The organism is Paenibacillus hexagrammi (assembly GCF_021513275.1).
Classification (GTDB): Bacteria; Bacillota; Bacilli; order Paenibacillales; family NBRC-103111; genus Paenibacillus_E; species Paenibacillus_E hexagrammi.
In genome coordinates this window covers 1223417-1243400 of sequence record NZ_CP090978.1, presented here as the reverse complement: position 1 = coordinate 1243400, position 19984 = coordinate 1223417, and the positions used below count along the sequence as shown (strand labels likewise).

The following is a 19984-nucleotide window of genomic DNA, read 5'->3' as shown; positions in this document are numbered from 1 at the left end:
TGATCACTCCCCTTCTGTCTCTTTATACAGCTTAAATGAAGCAGCTAATCGTTCCATAGCCTTCGCCATATGAGCCAACTCGCTAGAATAGGAAGCGACCTCTTCAATGGCTGCCGTCTGCTCTTCTGTGATGGCCGACACGTATTGCGTTTCACTTGCAGATTGTTCGTATACATGCAGAATGGCCTTCATGCTTGCAGCGATTTCTTCTACGCTTAGCTGAAACCTTTTTACCTCACTCTCCATCTCACGGGACTCTCCGGAGACGCCTTCGACAAGCTGAAGAATCTCCGTAAAGGAATCCCCTGCTTTCCTGATCAGCAGTCTGCCGTCTTGGACCGAGGAGTCCCCTTCTTTCATAGCTTCTACAGCTTGAACCATGCATGCTTGGATTTCTGCGATTAATCTGTCGATTTCACTGCCTGACTTCGTGGAATGCTCCGCCAACAGTCGAATCTCCTGGGAGATGACGGCAAATGTCTTCCCATTAGCTCCTGCTTGGGAGGCTATGACACCTGCATTCAGTGCAAGCAACTTCGTTTGTTTGGCAATCGAAGAGAGAAGTCTCATAATCTCATTAATTTGTTTAGACTTCTCTTCCAGATGACGGATGAGGGCCACCGACTTGGCGGAATTTTGCGAGATCAGATCCATTTGGCTGATGGCGTCTAGTATGTCCGCTTTCCCTAATTGGGCTGCCGTTAGCGCATGCTGGGCCGATTGATTCGCGTGATCCACTCTTTGTGAAATGGAATGGATAAATCCCAGCATATCCGACGCTGCGTTAGCAGCTTCACTCGTGACATCCAGCTGCCGAAGTGTGCCACTAGCCACCTCTTGGATGGATTGGGCAATAGCCTCCGTAGCCTTGGCTGATTGCTCGGAATTATGCGAGAGCTGAACGGACGTTTCATACACACCTTTAGCACTTAAGGCTACCTGCGATAAAATGGTTTGCAGCTGATTCGTCATCGCATTCAAGCCTGTGCCCATTTGTCCAAATTCGTCCACGGATTCTACATGAATTTGCTTCGTCAAATCCCCTTCTGATATTGCCTTGGAGAGAATATGAACCTTCTTAATCGAATTGGTCATATACAAGCTGTAAACATAAATGACAAGGATAACAAAAGCAATGAAAAACACACTGACCATTATGGAGATTTTCAAATAGCGGTTGACTTGCCCGTAAAGCTCATCGTGAGGAATAACAATGGCCAGCTTCCAACTCGTATCCGGTACCGTTTGAAAGTAAACATTATTGATGCCGTTCTCGTCATGAAGGTTAAGTACCCCGCTGCTGCTCGATAGTATTGATTGGCTAAGCTGATTCCAGCTTGCTTGCGCATTCTCTTTAGCACTGGGATCCATACCATGCTCGTTATCTTTCCCAGCAATCAGATTCCCCTTACGGTCGAGCAAGAAGGCGTATCCGCTATTGCCCACATGGATATCAGCCACTTTTTGCTGCAAATTCGTTAAATTGATGGTTGCTGAGACGACACCTTGAAATTTATTGTTGTTGTAGAATGGAACGGCTGCCGTCAAGATCGTGGTATTGGAATTTGGATCAAAGAATGGGTCCGTCCATGCCACCCGCTCCGTCGTGTTCTTGCCAAGCAGATACCAGTCCTTCTCCGGATAATTATATTCTTCGGTGTCATAATCATTAGAAAATAAGATACGTCCGTTATCCCGATAAGCATAGGAGCTATAGTATTTCAAATAGCTTTTGTACTGATAAGGCTCATACCAGATGCCGACACCAAACGTATCCGGGTTGGTCGAGAGCAAGCCTTGAATAATTTGAAAATATTTCCCTTTATCGATCCGATCTCCTACCGGTTCAATCATGCGCGCCAAGCTTTCGGGAATTTTACTATGTGCTGTTAATATGGTTTGCATATTGTTAATCGTCGAGTGCAGCTGATATTCCATTTTGGAGTTAATTTCTTGATCGATAATACGCTTGGAATAGGTGTAACTGATTGCTGACAATGCGAACATGGACAGCAGCAGCCAGGGCACAATCGTGACCATTGTGCGGGTACGGATGCTTCTGAAACGAACCTTCACCATAGTAACAGACACACTCCCTACTTATCGCTGCGCAAACGATCCAATAGCACGGCAAGCACAATGACAACACCGGTAATAACGGTCTGCCAGAAGAAACTAACATTTAGCAGCGTCAAGCCGTTGCGGATCACCCCCAAGATTAAGACACCGATAATGGTCATCTGAATGCGTCCTGTACCTCCGGCTAGACTTGTTCCTCCCAGGACAACGGATGCAATGGCATCCAGCTCAGCCATATTCCCGGCATTCGGCTGCCCGGAAATCAAGCGTCCAGCAAGGACAACCCCGGCCAAACCCGCACATAGCCCACTGATTGCGTATACATTAATCAGTGTTCTTTCTACCTTAATTCCGGTCAATCTTGCCGCTTCCTCATTACCTCCTATAGCGTAAATATGCCGGCCAAACATGGTGTATTTCAGCATGATAAAAATAACCAGATACACGCCAAGCATAATATAGATCGGTGTAGGAATTGTCAAAAACTTGCCAGAACCAAAAAATTTGAACTGCTCGGATGTTAAAATCGTTGGCAAACCACCGCTAATCACATAGGCTGCCCCTCTGATATACGTCATACTGCCTAATGTAACAATAAACGAAGGCAGCTTGGTTCTTGCCGTCAAGAAGCCATTCACCCATCCAGCGAGAAAACCCACTGCAATCCCTGCGACCATGGAAACGTATGGATTTACCCCATTTTTGAGAGCAGCACAGAAACGACTCCGGCAAGCGCAATCGTTGATCCAACAGATAAATCAATCCCGCCTGTCAGAATAACAAGAGTCATTCCAGCCGCAAGAATTCCATTCACAGATGACTGCTTTAAAATGTTGAGAATATTATTCGTATCTGTAAAATTCGGTGCAAAAATAGCCAGAATGATACAGATCGCAACCAGTACAAGCAGCATGCCAAGCTGGTTCCAGATTTTTTTAAAGGTGAATGTGTTTTGATATTTTTTCCCGGCTAATACTTCCGTTCCCGCACTCATTTGATTTCCCCCGTTGCATAATACATGATTTTTTCTTGCGTGGCTTCCTCACGCTGCAGATTGGCCCGAATCTTACCCTCGTGCATGACGAGAATCCGATCACTCAGCGCCAAGATCTCCGGCAGCTCGGAGGATATCATGATCACAGCCAGGCCGTTCTTGGCCAATTTATGGATAACCTTATGAATCTCCGTCTTCGCGCCGATATCTACACCTCGGGTCGGTTCGTCCAGCAGGAGTACTTTCGGTTTAATGGACAACCAGCGTGCCAAAAGCACCTTCTGCTGATTTCCTCCGGACAAGCTGACCACCTTCAGCTCTTTACTTGCTGTTTTGATCCCTAATTCCTTAATGTACTTGTCGGTTTCCTCATTGATTTGATTCCAATCCAAGAGAGAAGCTTTTCGATATCGGAACATTTCCGCCATCATGATGTTTTCTTTCACTGACATATTTAAAAACAATCCTTGTTCTTTGCGGCTTTCAGGCACATGCGCAATGCCATATCGCATGGCATCTTCTGGCGAATGTATGTCCGCCGGCTTCCCGTCAATCTTAATTTCGCCGGCAGTAATTGTAGATAAACCAAAGATAGCCCGTACGAGTTCCGTCCTTCCCGCTCCTACCAGACCTGAAATTCCCACAATTTCCCCCGAATGCACTTCGAGAGAGATATCCTTCACCTGATGGTTATCACATAGACCTTTGACCTCCAGAACCGGAGTTTTATTCGCAATCCAGTTTGTGTGGGACGGGGGCTTTTGGAATAATTCATTGAGCTCGCGTCCTACCATTGTTTTGACAAGATGATCGGGATTCGTTTCGGTAATAGGCACGGATGCAATCCACTGTCCATCCCGCAATATGGTACAGCGGTCGGAAATTCTGAATATCTCATCCATCCGATGGGAGATGTACACGATAGCGACACCTTTTTTGCTTCAATTCGTTAATAATAATAAAAAGCTTCTCGATTTCTTTGTGTGTCAGAGATGCTGTCGGTTCATCCATCACCAATACTTCGGCTTCGATGGACAAAGCTCTGGCTATTTCCACCATTTGCTGCTGAGCTACGCTTAAGGTTGACACATACGCTCTAGGATCCAATTCGGATCCAATCGATTGCAGCAAGGTGCGGGCACGCTCGTAAACCTGCTTCCAGTCCACCATGCCAAACTTGTTTCTGGGAAATCGAGTGCCCATTAATACGTTTTCGCCAATCGTGATGTTGGGTGATAGATTTAACTCCTGATGAATCACGCTGATGCCATTCTCACGGGCTTCCATAGCATTATGCCAGGTAGTATTTCGCTCGCGATAGATCATCCTGCCGGAATCGGGACGGTGAATGCCCGCCATAATTTTCATCAAGGTTGATTTGCCGGCGCCGTTCTCGCCCATTAAGGCATGCACTTCACCTCTATACAAGTCAATATTGACATTGTTTAGTACCGTAACGCCTGAGAATGACTTGGAAATCCCCTGCATACTCAATACGATGGACGATGTAGACGTCTGATTTTTTTCATTTTCTGTTGTTCGTATAGCCTCCATACTCTCACTCCAGCCCAATGTTTTGTCTACCGTTTCTGGTTGATGGAAGATAGGTAATGCGATGCGGTACCTTAGAGGGCCCCGCATCGCAGAATGATTGGTATCGATCTTACCAGCCTTTATATTGGTTCACATTTTCGGTTGTTACGAATTCACAAGGCAGCTTAATAAGCTCATCGACCTTCTCGCCAGCTAGAATTTTAAAGCCGGTGTCTACCGCAATGGTGATCATATTGAATGGAGCTTGAGCGGATGAGCCGACAAAGCTTTTGTTTTCCTTGAGCGTCGTTACAGCATCTGGCGAACCGTCTACACCTACGATAAACATTTCTTTATCTCGTCCCGCTTGCTCTGCAGCAATTTTCGCTCCGATACCTGTTGGATCATTGATCGCGAATACGGCATCAATCGTTCCTTTACCGTTTGCTTGCAGGATGTTCTCCATTTTGGACAAGGACGTTTCACGATTGCCGTTACCATTTTGTTTCGCCACAATTTTAATGTCAGGGGAACCCTTGATAGCTTCCATGAATCCCTCAATACGGTCAGATACAGCAGAAACCGGAGGACCATCCAACACGACGATATTTCCTTTTCCATTCAGACGCTTCACCAAATATTCGCCTGCGATTTTACCCGCTTGCACGTTATCCGAGGTAACGCTGGCGTTCACTCCGCCTTCGGAGATGGTGTCAACCGAGATGATCGGAATACCTGCGGCCTTAGCTTCGCCTACTGCAGCAGCAATCCCTTTGGTGTCTACGGAGCTTAGAACAATCATGCTCACTTTTTTCGTAATAAAATCTTCGATTTGAGCAGTTTGCGTAGCCAGATTATCTTCTGCACTAACGGTAATTACTTCAGCGCCATGCTTTTTAGCAGCTTCAGTTGCTCCCTTGGACATAGCAACGAAGAATGGATTGCTCAGGTTTTGTACAGTGAGACCGATTACGACCTTCTTCTGCGGTGCAGGTGTAGGATCAGCTGCTTTCGCCTCTGCTGTAGGCGCTTGTGTTGCTGCCGCTCCGGATTGCGCTTGCTCACTCTGACTGCAGCCTGTTAACGCAAATGTAAAGGCTATAAACATGAATAATAAGATTTTGATGGATTTCATATGAGCATTCCTCCGAATTTTCGTATAATGAGTGAATTTGATTCGTGAAAAAATCAGTTAACTATGAGATAATAAGTGTGAAGTTGCTTAATCAGGAACATGTGAGAGAGTCCGTTCTGGCTACTACGTTTGCCGACACACTAGCCAGTAGAAGAACTCTTTTGCATGTTCTTTTTTTCCTCCCTCCTTCTCTTGCGGTCAACCCTTGCCCCCTCTAAAGATTGCACACAAACATTTACCGCACACTACTAGCATTCCTCACCTCCCTGCCAGAGAGCGATTGGTTAACTCTGTTCTCATCATACATTTGCACCGAGCTGAAAATAATAGAAAATCTTCTTGCGATTGTTGAATTTTTTCTACTTTGCTGAAAAATAAAAAGAACCTAACCTGATACGTGTGTATCAGAGTAGGTCAGACTATCGATAAAGCGATAATGGAGAGCTCAGTAGTTTTCGGAGAAGGTATACTCGGAGAAAAGCTACTGAAGCTCGTAATGAACGCAGCTTTATCCAGAAAAAAGAACCTAACCTGATACGTGTGTATCAGAGTAGGTTCTTTTAAACTCCTATTCCATAATCGGCAGCACAACACTCACCGTTGTTCCTCGCCCTAAGGCGCTATCAAATCTTAGCCCATATCGTTCTCCGCAATGAAGCTTAATTCTCAGATCCACATTTTTCACGCCGATGCCGCTGCCCTTCGAGGATGTCTGCTCCTTCTGAAATAGGCCTTGCAGCTCCTCCGGTGACATCCCGATCCCATTATCACTAACCTGAAGAATGATTTCATCCTTCGTTCGGCTGCCGCCTATAGTGATCTTGCCAATGCCCGGGTTATTTCGGATTCCGTGATAAATCGCATTTTCTACCAAGGGCTGCAAAATAATTTTGATCACTTTACAAGAATAAATGCTCGGATCTACGTTGATTTCAAAATCCACTTTGGATTTATACCTCATTTTTTGAATGGTCAAATAGCTCTTGATATGCTCAATCTCATGAAACACGGAGATGAATTCCTGGCCTTTACTAATGCTTAAACGGAACAATTTGGCAAGAGCAGCGGTCATCAGCACCACTTCCTTAGACTTTTCACCTTCTGCCATCCAAATAATCGAGTCTAGTGTATTGTATAAGAAATGCGGGTTAATCTGCGCCTGCAGGGCTTGAAGCTCGATCTTTCGCTTCGTCTCCTGCTCCTTGACGTTCTGCAGCATCAATTCCTTAATCTCTGTGGTCATTCGGTTGAAGCGGTTGCTTAAATGTCCAATTTCATCCGAGGCCTGAATTTCGACCTGCGTGTCAAAGTTCCCTTTTTCCACTTCCTTCATGGAGCGCTCCAGCTGTTTAATCGGTTTGGAAATACGCAAAGACAAAATAACTGAAAGCATCACGGCAATAATCAAAAATGCGATACCGCCAACAAATGTATACATTTTCAGCTCATATTTATTCGATACCAGCTCATCTACATAAGTAACCCCGACAATTTTCCAGCCTGTGCTTTGGGATGTTTTGATCGTATATATCCGGCTATTCTTTCCTTCAGAGGTGATAAAGCTGCTGCCAGGCGTATTCATGACCTGCGAAATCAGTTCTTTCTTCTGGTTCCCGTTGATGAGCTGTTGATCGGGATGGTACACAATGTTTCCGTCTGCATCCAAAATAAACACATATCCGCGATCCCCAAGTTTAATCTTGTTACATATATCGTTGATCACGCTGTAATTCAAGTCTACAAGCAGAACGCCGAGCTTCTCCCCATCAACATCGGTATTCAGCTCCCGGCTTAATGAAATAACGGAATTGTAATCGTTAAGGATCATATTCTGCATGTGTGAAGAAGAGATGACGACCTTTCCTTTTGCTTCAACCGCTTTCTTATACCAGCTTTGCTCGGTCGGAACAATGTTAGGATTCAATTCGATATAATCGTTATAAGGAATCACCTCGCCATTCGTGCCGAATATCAGGATGGAGGATATATCTTTTCTCGTATTTAGCACCGTGTTTAGCTGAAATGAAATCTTCTGCTTCAAATCTTCCTTGGCACTGGCACCCAGATAAACCTGTTTGAGAAGATATTCTTTGATGTCATAGCTGGAGAGAACCATTCGGGAAATATTATCCATATAAGTCATATAACTATCAATATTGGAGCTCAATTGCCCCATTAGCTGGTAGGTATAGTCCCGGGAATTTTTTTTCACAGCCTCGGTGGACAATGTATAAGACATCCATGCAATGACCGTTATGGTAACCACGATTAGGCAGGAAAAGGCGACTGCTATGGTGGATTGAATGCTTTTAAACTCAAAAAAACGCATGATTCGATGCCTGAGCAAATCCAGCCCTCCTTATAGCATTTTGCGAAATACAGTCGGAGTCATTCCCGTTGCTTTCTTAAAAATCAAATTAAAATAATGCGGGTCGGCATAGCCAATCCGATCTGCGATTTCATACGTTTTGAGATCCGTGCATTTAAGAAGTTCCTTCGCTTTTTCAACACGAATTCGAGTTAGATAGCTGATGAACGTTTCACCGGTGTGATTTTTAAAAATAAGACTAAAATAGCTCGTACTCAAGGCCAAATACTTACAAACCGTGTCCATCGAGATATCGGAATCCGCATAATGTGCTTGGATATACTCTTCCGCTCTTACCGCCTGCAGCTTATAAGAATTGTTTCTGGTCTCAGCGATAACACCCGATGTATGCAAGCAGTATGCTTTGAGCCAGCTCGCAATCTCATCAATCGTTTTTAACCGGTATATATCCGTCAAAGGACTTGATGCCTCATGCTGATGCGATTCGTGGATCTCAAGCTCCTCCAGCATATCCCATATCGATACGATTATTTGCTGAATATGAATATAACAGCGTTCCATTGAATGATAGGATTCCTTGAGGTTGCTGATCACTCGCTCAACCATCTCTTCAATTTCATGCGGGGTCCCTGATTTCAAGCCTGTAATCAGCTTTCGTTCCCAGTACCGCTCGTAGGGCACCCCCTCGTTCATTTGCCCTTCCACGTCGCCAATAGGAATGATTCGATTTTTCCCCAGGAAGAATCGGTATTCCAGTGCAGCAGTCGCCCTTCTATGCGAATGGTGGATAGCTGCTAACGAGTGGCAAATATCCCCCACACCAATGGAAATAGTAAATTTGAGATATGACGATACGGATTGATTAATTTCCTCCAGTACGGCTAATGCATCTCTGCTCAGCGTTTCTGCCTGATCGCCAAATAGAATGATAACCGTTTGATCGTTATGGTTTTGGAATACAATCCCGTTGTTATGCTTGGAAATAAGTTCACCTGCAATATTGCACACAGCAAAATAAAGCAGTTCGTTTTCGTTCTCCGGATAAAATAGCTGCAGCTCTCCATGATCATCTACATCGATAACAGCCACCATGAAATGACTTCCAGGTATTTGGATATTTAAAAAAGAGAGCTTGTCTTTGAGCTCACTTTCGCACACATCCCCATTTACCCATTGATTCAGAAACCGCTCTCTGACAAGCGGCAAGCTTTCCCTTAGCTGCTGCTTTAGCTTGCTGAGATCCTCCAACTGATGGTTCTCTTCATCTAGCTCCGCCTTGACCTTACGTAAAATTTGACGCAATTCCTCCGCGGTGTTCGGCTTAAGGATGTAATCGTGAACCTTCAGCTTTACAGCCTGCTGGGCATACTCGAATTCATCATACCCTGTTAAAATAATCACTTTGGTTTGAGGATAATGTTCAAACAAATAGCGTGTTACCTCCAGCCCGTCCATCAGAGGCATGTTAATATCGGTTAGCACGACATCGGGCGGAGCTTGATCAACAGCCTGCAGCACCTCACGGCCGTTCTCATAAGTCCCCATCACCTCGAAGCCCAGCTCACTCCAATTCAAGCTGTCCCGTATTCCTTCTCTTACAATGTCTTCATCATCCGCTATGATAATCTTGTACATTTTGAGCACCACCATACTGAGGGAATTAGCTGCAGCATTACCAGCCTTTGTAGGTTTCTACGTTGTCTTGCGTAATCAAATCAACCGGGATCTTGATTAACGGTTCAATTTTGTCGCCTCTCAGAACTTTAAAGCCTTCATCCATCGCCAGCTTAATCATTTCAAACGGATATTGCGCGGAAGTCGCGGCGAAGCTCTTCTTTTCCATCAAAGCTTTAACGGCATCAGGCGCACCGTCTACTCCCACAATGAAGATATGCTTGTCTCGTCCTGCCTGTTCTACGGCGATATTCGCTCCAACACCTGAAGGATCGTTGGTTGCAAATACGGCATCAATCGCACCAACCTCTTTGTCCTGCAGCAGTGCCTCCATGACTTTGGCCGTCGCTTCTTTGCTTCCATAGCCATTCTTGTTGGCTGCGATCTTAATTCCGGGAGTAGCTTGAATGGCAGCTTTAAAACCAGCGATCCGATCTGTCACCGCAGATACAGGCGGTCCGTCGATGATGACCACATTTCCTTTACCTTGTAATCGTTTCGCAACATATTCCCCAGCTAATTTGCCTGCAAGATAATTGTCGGAGGTTACAACCGTATTCACGCCACCCTGAGCTTCTACATCAACCGCGATAACAGGAATGCCGGCTGCTCTAGCTTCACTGACCGCTTCTGCTATCCCTACAGAATCCACGGCATTTACTAAAATGACGCTTACTTTTTTCTTGATAAATTCCTTTATTTGCTCGGTTTGCTTTACCAAGTCTCCATCTGCACTGACCGTGATAACATCCGCATTATGAAGAATGGCGCCCGCAGTTGCCCCTTTAGACATGGCTACGAAAAAGGATTGTTCAGATTTTGCAGCGTAAGACCCACCACAATTTCCTTCCCTTTTTTTACTGGCTCGGGGGTTTCTGTAGCTGCAGGAGTGACCGTCAGCTGCGGCCGATCCGGTATAGGGCTAGTAGAGCATGCAGTAAGCGCTATCAGAAATATGATAAATAATGCCGCGAAGACGAATCTATGAATCTTCATAGCACCCTCCCCTAATTTTTTTGTAAATGATTCGACAATTAAAGCTGTTTTCCTTTGAGCATTATACATCAGAATAAGGAAATGGATCGAATTTTTATTAAAAAAAAAGCCAAAGAGGCCGAGCAAATTCAAGCTTTGCCCAGCCTCTTGATTCGTTGCTTATTTGTTTATTGCTTTACAAATAATCGTTGCCGCTTCGGCGCGTGATGCATGTGCCGCAGGCTTGAAGCTGCCGTCCTCGTAGCCGCTAAGGAGGCCTTTGGATGCCGCAGCCGCAACCGATGCTTGTGCCCAATCGGAGATATCCTCTTTGTCAGTGAAGGATAGCTCCCCTGATGCAAGCGGCACATTCGCTGCTCTCGCCATGATCGCCGCCATCTGTTCGCGAGTGATCAGGTCGTCAGGGCCAAAGGTTGTATCACTGTAACCTGTTAGAATTCCGTAGGCTGCAGCCGTATGAATAGCATCTTTGGCCCAGTGGCCGGTGGTATCAGCAAATTCCTTACCGCTCTTCGCTTTTAATTGGTATGCTTTGACAATCATGGAAGCAAACTCGGCACGGGTTATCGTTTTTTCAGGGGCGAATGTTCCTCCTGGATACCCGTCGATGACGCCATCATTCACAAGCTCCTTGATCGCAGACTCCGCCCAATGCCCTCGGATATCTGAGAAATCAGCAGTGTTAGTTGGATTAGGACCCGCGGTTGGTGCTGGAGCTTGCTGTTTCTTCGTCGCCAGAACGGCGAATTTCGTGAAATGTTTGACCGAACCAGTCACGACAGATTGACTAGAATCGACTTGAGGCTGATCCAACTCAATCCATTTTTTAGCTGTTTCGTCATACCCGTAGATCGACACCTGCGATTTTGTAGGATCTACTTTTGATTTATCGAAAGGCAGAGTGATCGTTACTGATTTGAGGAAATCGCCTTCCTGGTCTTTTTTGATCTCAAACACATCGCTGACTAGCTTGACCGTGCTGTCTGTCATCAATTCTGCTGTGTCTATCACTTTTTCAACTTTCACGGCGAAGTCCGATTTCCATGCATCGGTAGGTATGACGATGGTTACGCCGCTATCCGTAATGGTACCGCCTGTTTGGGCTGATACGGAATGAGGATAGCTTGCGGATGAGCTGGAGCCGCCGCTGCTCGACCTACTGCCGCCCGAGACAGGCGTATACGTCACGAATTGGGTAAAATGCTTTGTCCAGATTACCAGATCACTGCCAACGTTGATTGCCGCTTCACCTCCGGCCGAAATCTCGCTGTCTGCAGCAGCCCCAGAATCTGCACTAATTGTATTCGTAATCGGCGTAAACAGACCCGCACGTACAAACCCGGCTTTTTTACCCGCTTGATTCGGAATAAGAATTCGTACCGCTTTATCAAATGTGAGGGATACGTCCGGTGAGCCCACTTCTATGACGGTATTCACATTTCCATGATGGACACTTACCGTATTGTTTGCTTGAATAACCGGAAGTTGTATCGCACCGCTCCAAGATGCAGGAGCCGATATCCGTGTACCATCAGGAATCGATACCGTCACATCTCCGATCGCTGTGCTCGCCTTGATCTCTACAAGCGGCAGAGCAGCTTGTTTGGTATCTCCATAGGTTGCGGTCGTGACTTGAACATGCTTATTCGCTGCTCCGCTTGGGACGATCAAGCTCACCGGAGAGTCCGTCAGCGTGATCACATCGTCTCCAACCGTCACTGCAGCTGCTTTTGTGATGAGCACCTTGTACAGTCTTTGAGTGATGCCGTCTGGAGCAGTCACTTGAACTATGACAGTGTTTGCCCCTTCGCGCAATTCAATTTGCTTGCTGTTCCCAGCTTCTCCGTCAATCCATATGGTCGCCTGAGGCGCATAAGCTGCAGCAGTTACAGTTACACTATTGACGCTCGCACCGACACTAGCCGAATATTCAGTTTGATCTGCTGCCGAAACCTTCAATGGAAGAGAGCCTTGAATTGAGCTCGCCGTCAGCGCTGCAAGGTCCGCGTTGCTTGTGCCTGCATCGGGAGCTTCGACCTCACGAATACGGCCCTCCGATTCATAGTTGATCGGACCCTCGTACTGTTTCACAAAGTTAACGGTCGCCTGCAAATCTTCCGGACCTTGCACGGAATGCTGGCCTAGTGTATGCATCTTCACATACCTAGCATCATTGCTCGTAAACATGAAGCTGTTGACGACGAGCGTATAAGCTCCGTCAGCCGGAATCGGCGTGCCGTCAGGGAATGTCAAATCAATCACCTTACGGTTTGAGCCGACCTGCGCCCAAGTATAACGGAATCCGCCAACATGTGAATCCGGTCCATAGAGCGGGTTCGTGCCCAGCTGAGCTTCTACGATTTGCCTCAAATCCGCTCCAGTCACTTCCACTTTAATCAGCGTGTTGCTGAAAGGCTGAATCGAGAACAGCTCTTCCCATGTAATAGGCCCCGCATCAAGTGTTGCCCGAACGCCGCCGCCATTCATCATGGCAAAGTCTGCATGCATTTCAGCTTTCATCGCATCGGCGATCAGGTTACCTAGTGGATAGTCGCTGTTTTTGCCGGTGCCTTTGCCCGGATAGTCTTTTGTCATCGGATTCACATTCTCGCCGACGACAGCCTGCAGCTTCGGACCGGCTTTCATTTTATATTGATCAATAATCGCTTGAACGGAAACAACGGGGGTTACGGTACGGAAGTTATAAATGACTTCTGCTTGCTTCGAAACCACATCGCCGGTCGTGCGGTCAATTTCCAAATCGGCATCCATGAGGGCTTTGCTGTATTCCCATGCAGATACCACCAACTTGCCGTCAATTGTCGTGTTCACCCGTTTATGATTATGTGCCGCGAAAATAACATCGACCTCATCATCAACTTTGTTGGCCAAATTCACAGCCTCTCCTGTGTAAGTACCGTCCGTTCCTTGGTCAGCACTCATATGAGCTAATACGATGATCGTTTTAACCCCTTGGGCCTTCAATTCGGACGCTGCTTCGTTGACCGCTTCCACCGCATCCGTAAACTCAAGGTCCTGAATGCCCGTCGGAATGACGATGCTTGGCGTTTCTTCCGTAACGACACCGATGAAGCCGACCTTAACACCATCCACTTCTTTTATTGCATACGGTGGAAGGGCATGCTCGTGGGTCGCTTTAAACTTAACGTTCGCACCCAGAAGCGGATACTTCATCCCCGCGTAGGTCGGTGAGCCTGTTCCGTCGACGTTGGCCCCGCCTTGAATCATACGGATCAGCTCAGCTGTCCCCTCGTCGAACTCATGGTTCCCTACGGCACCGACATCAAAGCCAATGTCATTCAAGATCTCAATCGTCGGTTCGTCGTGAAACAGGGCGGATAACGGCGGGCTCGCTCCGATCATATCTCCAGAATGCAGAACAAGTGTATTCGGATTCTCCGCTTTTTTGGCGTTGATATAGGCAGCCATGTACTGCATACCGCCAAAATCTTTATTTTTCAGGCTATCGCCATCCAGATCTTCATTGATCCCGGAATCTTTTTCGTTAAACACACTATCGATGTTGCCATGCAAATCGTTCATCGCCAGCAATTGCAATTTTAGTGTGCTGCTTTGAACAGATAGCGTGTAATGCTCGCTTAATTCTCCATAAACAGCGGTAATAACCGTATGCCCTTCCTTTTTAGCCGTGATGGCTCCTGATGAGCTTTCGATTTCAGCTACGGTTGGATCGCTGCTTGTGAATACAATGCCGGAGCTTGGGTTGAGCTGCAACCCACCATAAGTCGCTTCAACGACGGTAGACTCCCCTATGTGCATGGTAGACGGCCCTTTAAGCGCAAGTGTGTCCATATGAAGCTGTAGTACCGAAACAGTGCCCCTACCTCGTTCGCAACAAGTAGCAGAGGAAATCCATTCGGACTATCCGAAGCAGGAATAAATTCCAGACCTTCAGGTCCTGTATCGGTTGCCAAATTATTCTTAGGTGTAAACTCACGCGTGTTGATGTAACTGACAAAAATCGGATGCTGGACGTCCGTGACATCATAGGTCATAACTCCGCCGATTCTCTCCAGACCGACAAAAGCAAATACACGGTTTCCAACTTTACCAATGCACACGTATTCCGGTTCTGGTCCCTTTTTGGCGCTGCGGTCGTCCATCGCGGTCTTACTGTTACTGGCGTTGAAATTGTCAGGAAGCCGCTCGGCGGTTATTGTTTCAAAATCGTTGCCGCTGTCGTAAACCTGCCCCATCGTATCCGCGTTCCAAATGGAGAAGGATCTTCCACCGTATAAATAGACGTTATCCGTGCCCATGTCTCCAGCGATTTCAGTTTTGTCATACGCAGTTTTGCCATTTAAGAAGGCGGCTGCAGCCGAAGCCGGATTTAAGCCAGCTTTTATATCTCCAATGGATGTGCCGTTCATTCTTCCAGGCCAATCCGTTGCATCGCCTTCATTCGCCGTAAATACATAATTCTTACCGTCTACCGAATAAGAAGCAATACCATCGGGCATATACATGCCGAAAAACGGCACATTTTCTAGCTTTATCGTGCTATCCTTCACCAAGTCCAAAGAGTTTCCTGGTTTGTTAAAATCCTTGTAACCAAGGCCTTTGACAGAAAGCAATGTTTTGGTTGGAATCTGGATAGCGGCGATCGCATTATTCTCCTGCAAGCTGATGTATGCGATGGACTCATCGCCAGACAACGCGATATATTCAGGCTCCAGATCTGTAACTGCTTCCTCTTTTGAGCCGCTGCCCGTAATGTTACCGGACGAATCGGATGCTCCCCGAATATGAACAAGATCATCAATCAGCTCGGGCTTATCGAATTTCACGTGAGTGACGGTTTGATCTGACGTATCTACGATCGTCACGCTGCCTTGCGGATCCATGCCAGCTGTGCGAGGCTCTCCTTCGTCGGCAGTCAGAATGTAGCGTCCATCCGATGTAAACTTCACCATATCCGGTTGAACCCCAGCCTCAAAGGATGTTACTGGTTTGCCGTCGTAATCAAGCAGCAGAATCTTCCCGTTCTTGTTTGCATCTTGTTCCTGAACCACGATGGCGATTCTATGCGTAGCCGTGTTAATGTCAACACTTGTTAAATCTCCGTATGCAAATTCGTTTGAATCTACAAGAGCAGAGATATCAATCGATTTGTCTTTCGTCAGGGTCCCTCCGCTAGCGGGCAAGGAGACGATGTCCAAAGTCGGCGGCTCAGCGGAGCCGTTAACCAAATAAAATTTACCGTTATCCTTATTAAATTTTACAATCTCCGCTACGCCTCCATCGGCATTGGTTTGCCCAACGGAGTATGAAGCTATTTTCGTGATACTCAATGTATCCGGCTTGAGAGCTGCGAATTGGCGACAAAGGTGCCTGACGCGAATGCAAGCCCTTTACCGAACATTGGATTGTTAACTATGTGCGGTTCTGTAACGTCGTAAGCCCCATTGGCCTGATATGGCGTACCTGCCACAGGGACTTCTGCCGCAGACGCTATCGCGGTCGTCCCGGTTAAAAGCACACCTCCTAGCATGTCTGCTAGGGTCAGCAAGCAAACCCATTTTTTCAGCTTGAACGAATACACCTCAATCACTCCCTATCTTAGTAATCTACCTGTCCGTCTATTGTAGATTGCTAATGTTAGTGGAAATGATTGGGCGTCTAAAGATATTGTAAATTTCTCCGATACAACCGCGATGGCCGGTGTCCCGCATTTTCGGTATAATGATCGGTCTCCACTACAAGATCGGTTACTTTACGACGGAAGGCGGCTTTCAGCAGCTCTTTGTCCAATATCACCTCGTAAACCTGCTGCAGCTCCGTTAAGGTAAACAGGCGCGGCATTAAATGCAGCGCAATATCACTATCATTCACCTTTCCACGCAGACGTGCAATAGCGCAGCTGATGATCTTCGCATGATCAAAAGCGAATCCGTCATTGGATATGATAGAGGTATCTGTTTTAGTTGAGGTCTGCGTGACCATCACCGTACGCCTCACAACGGCAGTAAGCTTTTCTGCTTCACTGCTAAGCGTTAGCTCATATTCCAGTGTTTTTACATATCCCTCCTGGATATGCTCTTTCTGTTCGCGTAACAGCCGATAGGTTACGTTGAACCAGGCTGCATCAGATGCGTCATCCCCTGCTTTGAGCTGTACTTGGTCGCTGTTGATCAAGGCCATGTAGCTGCAGCTCATCACCCAGGTACGAGGGTCGCGGCCTATATCGCTGAAGGTGTACAGCTGCTCCAAATAAACCTCGGCCACACCGGTCTCTTCGCGGAGTTCCCTTGCCGCAGCCTGCTCCGTCGTTTCCCCCGGTCTCACGAAACCGCCTGGAAGCGCCCACTTGCCCAAGAATGGGTGACCTCCCCGGCGAATGAGCAGAATTCGCAGTTCTTTGTCCGGAAGCTTGCGGTAGCTGTCCGCCTCTGTGTTCGTCACTGTAAAAATGACCATGTCCGCCGCTACCGAAGGACGCTCGTAATCCTCAGCCCGATAATCCCCCAAAAATTCCCTTTCCGTGAGTCCATCACGATCCAGCATCTCCACCTTCGAAGCCTCCTTTCCACACATTCTTTACTCTAGTCCTTTAACTCCCCGAAAAAGTTCCCGTAAGGTTCAAACTTCGCCAATACCTCTTCCACTTTGTGAATTCTTTCTTCCAAGTTTCCCCGCAGCGTAATAAAGGGAATCCGCCGATCTTTCAAATCAGCAATAATCTGTTTGTGAAAAATATGGCGCTTCTGGTCCCCACTGCGGTCCCACGTATCTTCGTAAGGAATATCATCGTCGCACAGAAAAAATAAATCGTAACGCTGCGCATTTTCCAGGGCGATTCGGGTTAATCGTTCCGGTGCCCGGCCGTGGTAATCCAGAGCAAACATATAGGTCGTAATCGCATTGGTATCGACAAACAGATACCGGTTCGCTTCCAGCAAAGCCCTCTCTTCCCTCTCGATATGGCCCACAGCGATTTCATCGAACGCTTCAAAGCTGATCCTGCGATCAACCTGATGCTCCGTCCAATAATCGCGCCCATACTCACTAGCGAAGGTAGTGTGGTACCGCTGCGCCAGCGCTTCAGTGATCGTCGATTTGCCCGTCGACATCGCCCCTACGAAAACCACTTTCGTTATTAAGTCCCTATAGACGACTTCACTTACAAATTCGCGGTACTTGTAGGGGTCGGAACGAACCATGGTAGCCGATACCGGCACCCGCTCACGTGCTTCATCCACACGCCGGTCCAGAGCGCCTAAAGCGATGCTCATATGCTCTCCATAAAACTCGCTGGAGTAAAAATGCGTCACCTGCTCGCCCTTCAGCAGCCCTAGAATATACTGCTCTTCCCGGATTTCATGCTCCCTGTCGTTCGAGTACCCATCCGGTCCATCCCAGGCTTCGATCACCCGGACCGCCGGATAGAGCTTGCGAATCCAGTTGGCCCGGATAGAAAGCGGAACCCGGGTGACCGTCGTCTCGTAGATCACTACAATCAATTCATCAACCTCTTGCAGCGCCGTCTCGATCATGAATTGATGCCCTTTATGCAGCGGGGCAAACTTGCCCAGCGTTAAGCCTAGCTTTTTCATAGCGCTACCTCCCTTGCCCCTTTGCTCCAATTGTAGTAGCCGTATACCGCATTCACCAGATACGCGCTCCACATGACGATCATCAACAGTCCCTCAGCACTGCCCTCCAGCGTTCGAATTACCCACAGCAGCACGGTAAACAGGTTCAGGACTATATAAACCAGCCACTGCTCCTTAAACCTTTTGACCATTAACCATGTGGCTACGATCGATAACACCGTAGTTGTTGCGTCGATATAGGGCGAGTTCTGCCCCGGCACGAAAGATAAACCGATTCCCAGCAGAAGGCTGCCTATTGCGCAGATCCCTGCCACTAGGAGCACTCCCTTAAGCTCCATCCGGCGCATGGAAAGCTTGCCATCATGACGGTTATTTTTCCACATGTAGTAGCCAACGACGTTCATAGGAACGAAGAAAAGCAGATTCAGCATAACCTCTCCAAATAGGCCATTGACATAGGCTAAATACGCATAGCCGACCGTATTGTACATCCCGAACACATAGCTCATCAGGTTCCCTTTCGCCGCAAGCACCACACACAGCACCCCGGTAATAAAGACCGTAAAACCAAGAAAAGTGTCGTGAGAACTAACTGTAAATCCCACAGCCACCAAGGTAAATAAAACAAGCCAAGCCATTTCAAAAAAAGTCCAGCCACCCCATGTTTTGTTCATGTTCATCCCTCCCACTTTTATTCAATCTCCGATAGATAACATACTACTCTGTCACTTAGTACCATTTAGTTAATAACACATTGTTACTATCAAGGATAACAAATATTCTTTGTGGCTGCAAGGGGAAAAAGCACTCCTTCATCTACATGAACATATTCAGTAGTCTGAGTGTCCATTGTCGACGAATTGGAGTGCGCTCCATCCACTATATGCTCTATTCCGTTTATCATTATTCCTTCTTAAACTTTTCCGTTAAACCGCCTATAAGCACGTCCATCCCGAATTGAAACTCTTTCTCCCAATCGGTCTTTGTTGTATACGAAGCTAGGCGAATTATATTCGGATACCTCTCTTCCGGCAGCTGGCGGAAAAATTGGTCATACTGCTCGCTCATATCTTCATACGATGCGTATTGGCTGCTGGCAGTCGCCATGAGCTGAGCATTCTCAGCTACAAAACCAAGCACATAATTTTTTAGCATGGATGCAACCCATGGGACGTAGCGATCCGGAAATCCCGCATTAGTAAGAAGCTGATATAAATGCTCGATTTGAGTCAATCTTTCCAGGCCCGTCGCTATTGTTTGGTTGAACAATTCTACCGCATCTCTGTAAGAGAGAAATACCTTTCTGAACTGCTCCGCCCATTGAAGGATTTGTCCCTGCCAACCCAATGATGAATCCGGCCATACCATGTCTTTGCATATTCGATCAGACAGCAGCTGCATTAATTCTTCTTTGTCCTTGACATGATAGTATAACGATGCTGTTTTTACTTGTAACTGATCCGCGATTTTTCTCATGCTCAGCTCTTTGAGTCCAACTTCATTTAACAACTGAATCGCAGCTCCCAGGATCCGTTCCCGATCAAGGGGTATATAGCCCGAGCCCATCGTATCACCGCGCCCATCCTGCTGCTCAATAGTCCTTCGTCGTCTCGCCAAAGTCGCACACCTCATTTCACTTGAAGTATAAC

Annotated in this window: 17 protein-coding genes; all 17 read right to left on the bottom strand. The window is 46.9% G+C overall.

From position 1 onward, the window contains the following. Window positions 1-3: 3 nt before the first annotated feature. The 17 genes from L0M14_RS05575 to L0M14_RS05500 all read right to left on the bottom strand — a co-directional run bounded on the left by L0M14_RS05575 (window position 4) and on the right by L0M14_RS05500 (window position 19952). The gene (locus L0M14_RS05575; protein WP_235121220.1) at window positions 4-2079 is read right to left on the bottom strand and encodes a methyl-accepting chemotaxis protein; all 2076 of its coding nucleotides are present in this window, start codon (window positions 2077-2079) and stop codon (window positions 4-6) included. Window positions 2080-2096: 17 nt separating this feature from the next. Beyond that, on the bottom strand, window positions 2097-2738 hold the full coding sequence (locus L0M14_RS05570) for an ABC transporter permease (RefSeq protein ID WP_311198840.1): 642 nt from the start codon (window positions 2736-2738) through the stop codon (window positions 2097-2099). A gap of 32 nt (window positions 2739-2770) precedes the next feature. Then, a complete protein-coding gene (locus tag L0M14_RS31420; protein ID WP_311198839.1) occupies window positions 2771-3073 on the bottom strand; it encodes a hypothetical protein in 303 nt (100 codons plus the stop codon). Continuing rightward, on the bottom strand, window positions 3070-3993 hold the full coding sequence (locus tag L0M14_RS05565) for a sugar ABC transporter ATP-binding protein (RefSeq protein ID WP_235121219.1): 924 nt from the start codon (window positions 3991-3993) through the stop codon (window positions 3070-3072). The genes L0M14_RS31420 and L0M14_RS05565 overlap by 4 nt, the downstream gene beginning before the upstream one ends. Then, window positions 3968-4627: an ATP-binding cassette domain-containing protein gene (locus L0M14_RS05560; protein WP_235121218.1), complete on the bottom strand. Its 660-nt coding sequence runs from the start codon at window positions 4625-4627 to the stop codon at window positions 3968-3970. Before L0M14_RS05560 ends, L0M14_RS05565 begins: the two co-directional genes overlap by 26 nt. A 109-nt stretch (window positions 4628-4736) precedes the next feature. Continuing rightward, window positions 4737-5741 (bottom strand): substrate-binding domain-containing protein, encoded by a 1005-nt coding sequence (locus L0M14_RS05555; protein ID WP_235121217.1) that lies wholly within the window; start codon window positions 5739-5741, stop codon window positions 4737-4739. A gap of 568 nt (window positions 5742-6309) precedes the next feature. Beyond that, window positions 6310-8088: a sensor histidine kinase gene (locus L0M14_RS05550; RefSeq protein ID WP_235121216.1), complete on the bottom strand. Its 1779-nt coding sequence runs from the start codon at window positions 8086-8088 to the stop codon at window positions 6310-6312. 12 nt (window positions 8089-8100) lie between these two features. Next, the gene (locus tag L0M14_RS05545; protein WP_235121215.1) at window positions 8101-9705 is read right to left on the bottom strand and encodes a response regulator; all 1605 of its coding nucleotides are present in this window, start codon (window positions 9703-9705) and stop codon (window positions 8101-8103) included. A gap of 37 nt (window positions 9706-9742) precedes the next feature. After that, window positions 9743-10537, bottom strand: coding sequence for a substrate-binding domain-containing protein (locus L0M14_RS05540; RefSeq protein WP_235121214.1), 795 nt, complete (start codon window positions 10535-10537; stop codon window positions 9743-9745). A 2-nt stretch (window positions 10538-10539) separates the two neighbouring features. Beyond that, window positions 10540-10740 carry a YajG family lipoprotein gene (locus L0M14_RS05535; RefSeq protein WP_235121213.1) on the bottom strand — a complete coding sequence of 67 codons (201 nt, stop codon included), beginning with the start codon at window positions 10738-10740 and terminating at the stop codon, window positions 10540-10542. A 159-nt stretch (window positions 10741-10899) separates the two neighbouring features. Beyond that, on the bottom strand, window positions 10900-14541 hold the full coding sequence (locus L0M14_RS05530) for an S-layer homology domain-containing protein (protein WP_235121212.1): 3642 nt from the start codon (window positions 14539-14541) through the stop codon (window positions 10900-10902). After that, a complete protein-coding gene (locus tag L0M14_RS05525; protein ID WP_235121211.1) occupies window positions 14532-16073 on the bottom strand; it encodes a choice-of-anchor I family protein in 1542 nt (513 codons plus the stop codon). Before L0M14_RS05525 ends, L0M14_RS05530 begins: the two co-directional genes overlap by 10 nt. Beyond that, window positions 16070-16324: a hypothetical protein gene (locus tag L0M14_RS05520; RefSeq protein WP_235121210.1), complete on the bottom strand. Its 255-nt coding sequence runs from the start codon at window positions 16322-16324 to the stop codon at window positions 16070-16072. The genes L0M14_RS05525 and L0M14_RS05520 overlap by 4 nt, the downstream gene beginning before the upstream one ends. A gap of 77 nt (window positions 16325-16401) precedes the next feature. Continuing rightward, window positions 16402-17292 (bottom strand): NUDIX hydrolase, encoded by an 891-nt coding sequence (locus L0M14_RS05515; RefSeq protein ID WP_235121209.1) that lies wholly within the window; start codon window positions 17290-17292, stop codon window positions 16402-16404. A 32-nt stretch (window positions 17293-17324) separates the two neighbouring features. Beyond that, window positions 17325-18335: an AAA family ATPase gene (locus L0M14_RS05510; protein WP_235121208.1), complete on the bottom strand. Its 1011-nt coding sequence runs from the start codon at window positions 18333-18335 to the stop codon at window positions 17325-17327. Next, the gene (gene pnuC / locus L0M14_RS05505) at window positions 18332-19009 is read right to left on the bottom strand and encodes a nicotinamide riboside transporter PnuC (RefSeq protein WP_235121207.1); all 678 of its coding nucleotides are present in this window, start codon (window positions 19007-19009) and stop codon (window positions 18332-18334) included. Before pnuC ends, L0M14_RS05510 begins: the two co-directional genes overlap by 4 nt. Before the next feature lie 229 nt (window positions 19010-19238). Then, on the bottom strand, window positions 19239-19952 hold the full coding sequence (locus tag L0M14_RS05500; protein WP_235121206.1) for a TetR/AcrR family transcriptional regulator C-terminal domain-containing protein: 714 nt from the start codon (window positions 19950-19952) through the stop codon (window positions 19239-19241). Between the last annotated feature and the right edge of the window lie 32 nt (window positions 19953-19984).

Bases quoted from the DNA above. Each gene is read 5' to 3' on its own strand.
- L0M14_RS05530 (WP_235121212.1), bottom strand. From the start codon at position 14,541: ATGCACATAGGGGAGTCTACCGTCGTTGAAGCGACTTATGGTGGGTTG.
- L0M14_RS05540 (WP_235121214.1), bottom strand. From the start codon at position 10,537: ATGTCTAAAGGGGCAACTGCGGGCGCCATTCTTCATAATGCGGATGTT.
- L0M14_RS05555 (WP_235121217.1), bottom strand. From the start codon at position 5,741: ATGAAATCCATCAAAATCTTATTATTCATGTTTATAGCCTTTACATTT.
- L0M14_RS05545 (WP_235121215.1), bottom strand. From the start codon at position 9,705: ATGTACAAGATTATCATAGCGGATGATGAAGACATTGTAAGAGAAGGA.
- L0M14_RS05535 (WP_235121213.1), bottom strand. From the start codon at position 10,740: ATGAAGATTCATAGATTCGTCTTCGCGGCATTATTTATCATATTTCTG.
- L0M14_RS05560 (WP_235121218.1), bottom strand. From the start codon at position 4,627: ATGGAGGCTATACGAACAACAGAAAATGAAAAAAATCAGACGTCTACA.
- L0M14_RS05510 (WP_235121208.1), bottom strand. From the start codon at position 18,335: ATGAAAAAGCTAGGCTTAACGCTGGGCAAGTTTGCCCCGCTGCATAAA.
- L0M14_RS05575 (WP_235121220.1), bottom strand. From the start codon at position 2,079: ATGGTGAAGGTTCGTTTCAGAAGCATCCGTACCCGCACAATGGTCACG.
- L0M14_RS31420 (WP_311198839.1), bottom strand. From the start codon at position 3,073: ATGAGTGCGGGAACGGAAGTATTAGCCGGGAAAAAATATCAAAACACA.
- pnuC (WP_235121207.1), bottom strand. From the start codon at position 19,009: ATGAACAAAACATGGGGTGGCTGGACTTTTTTTGAAATGGCTTGGCTT.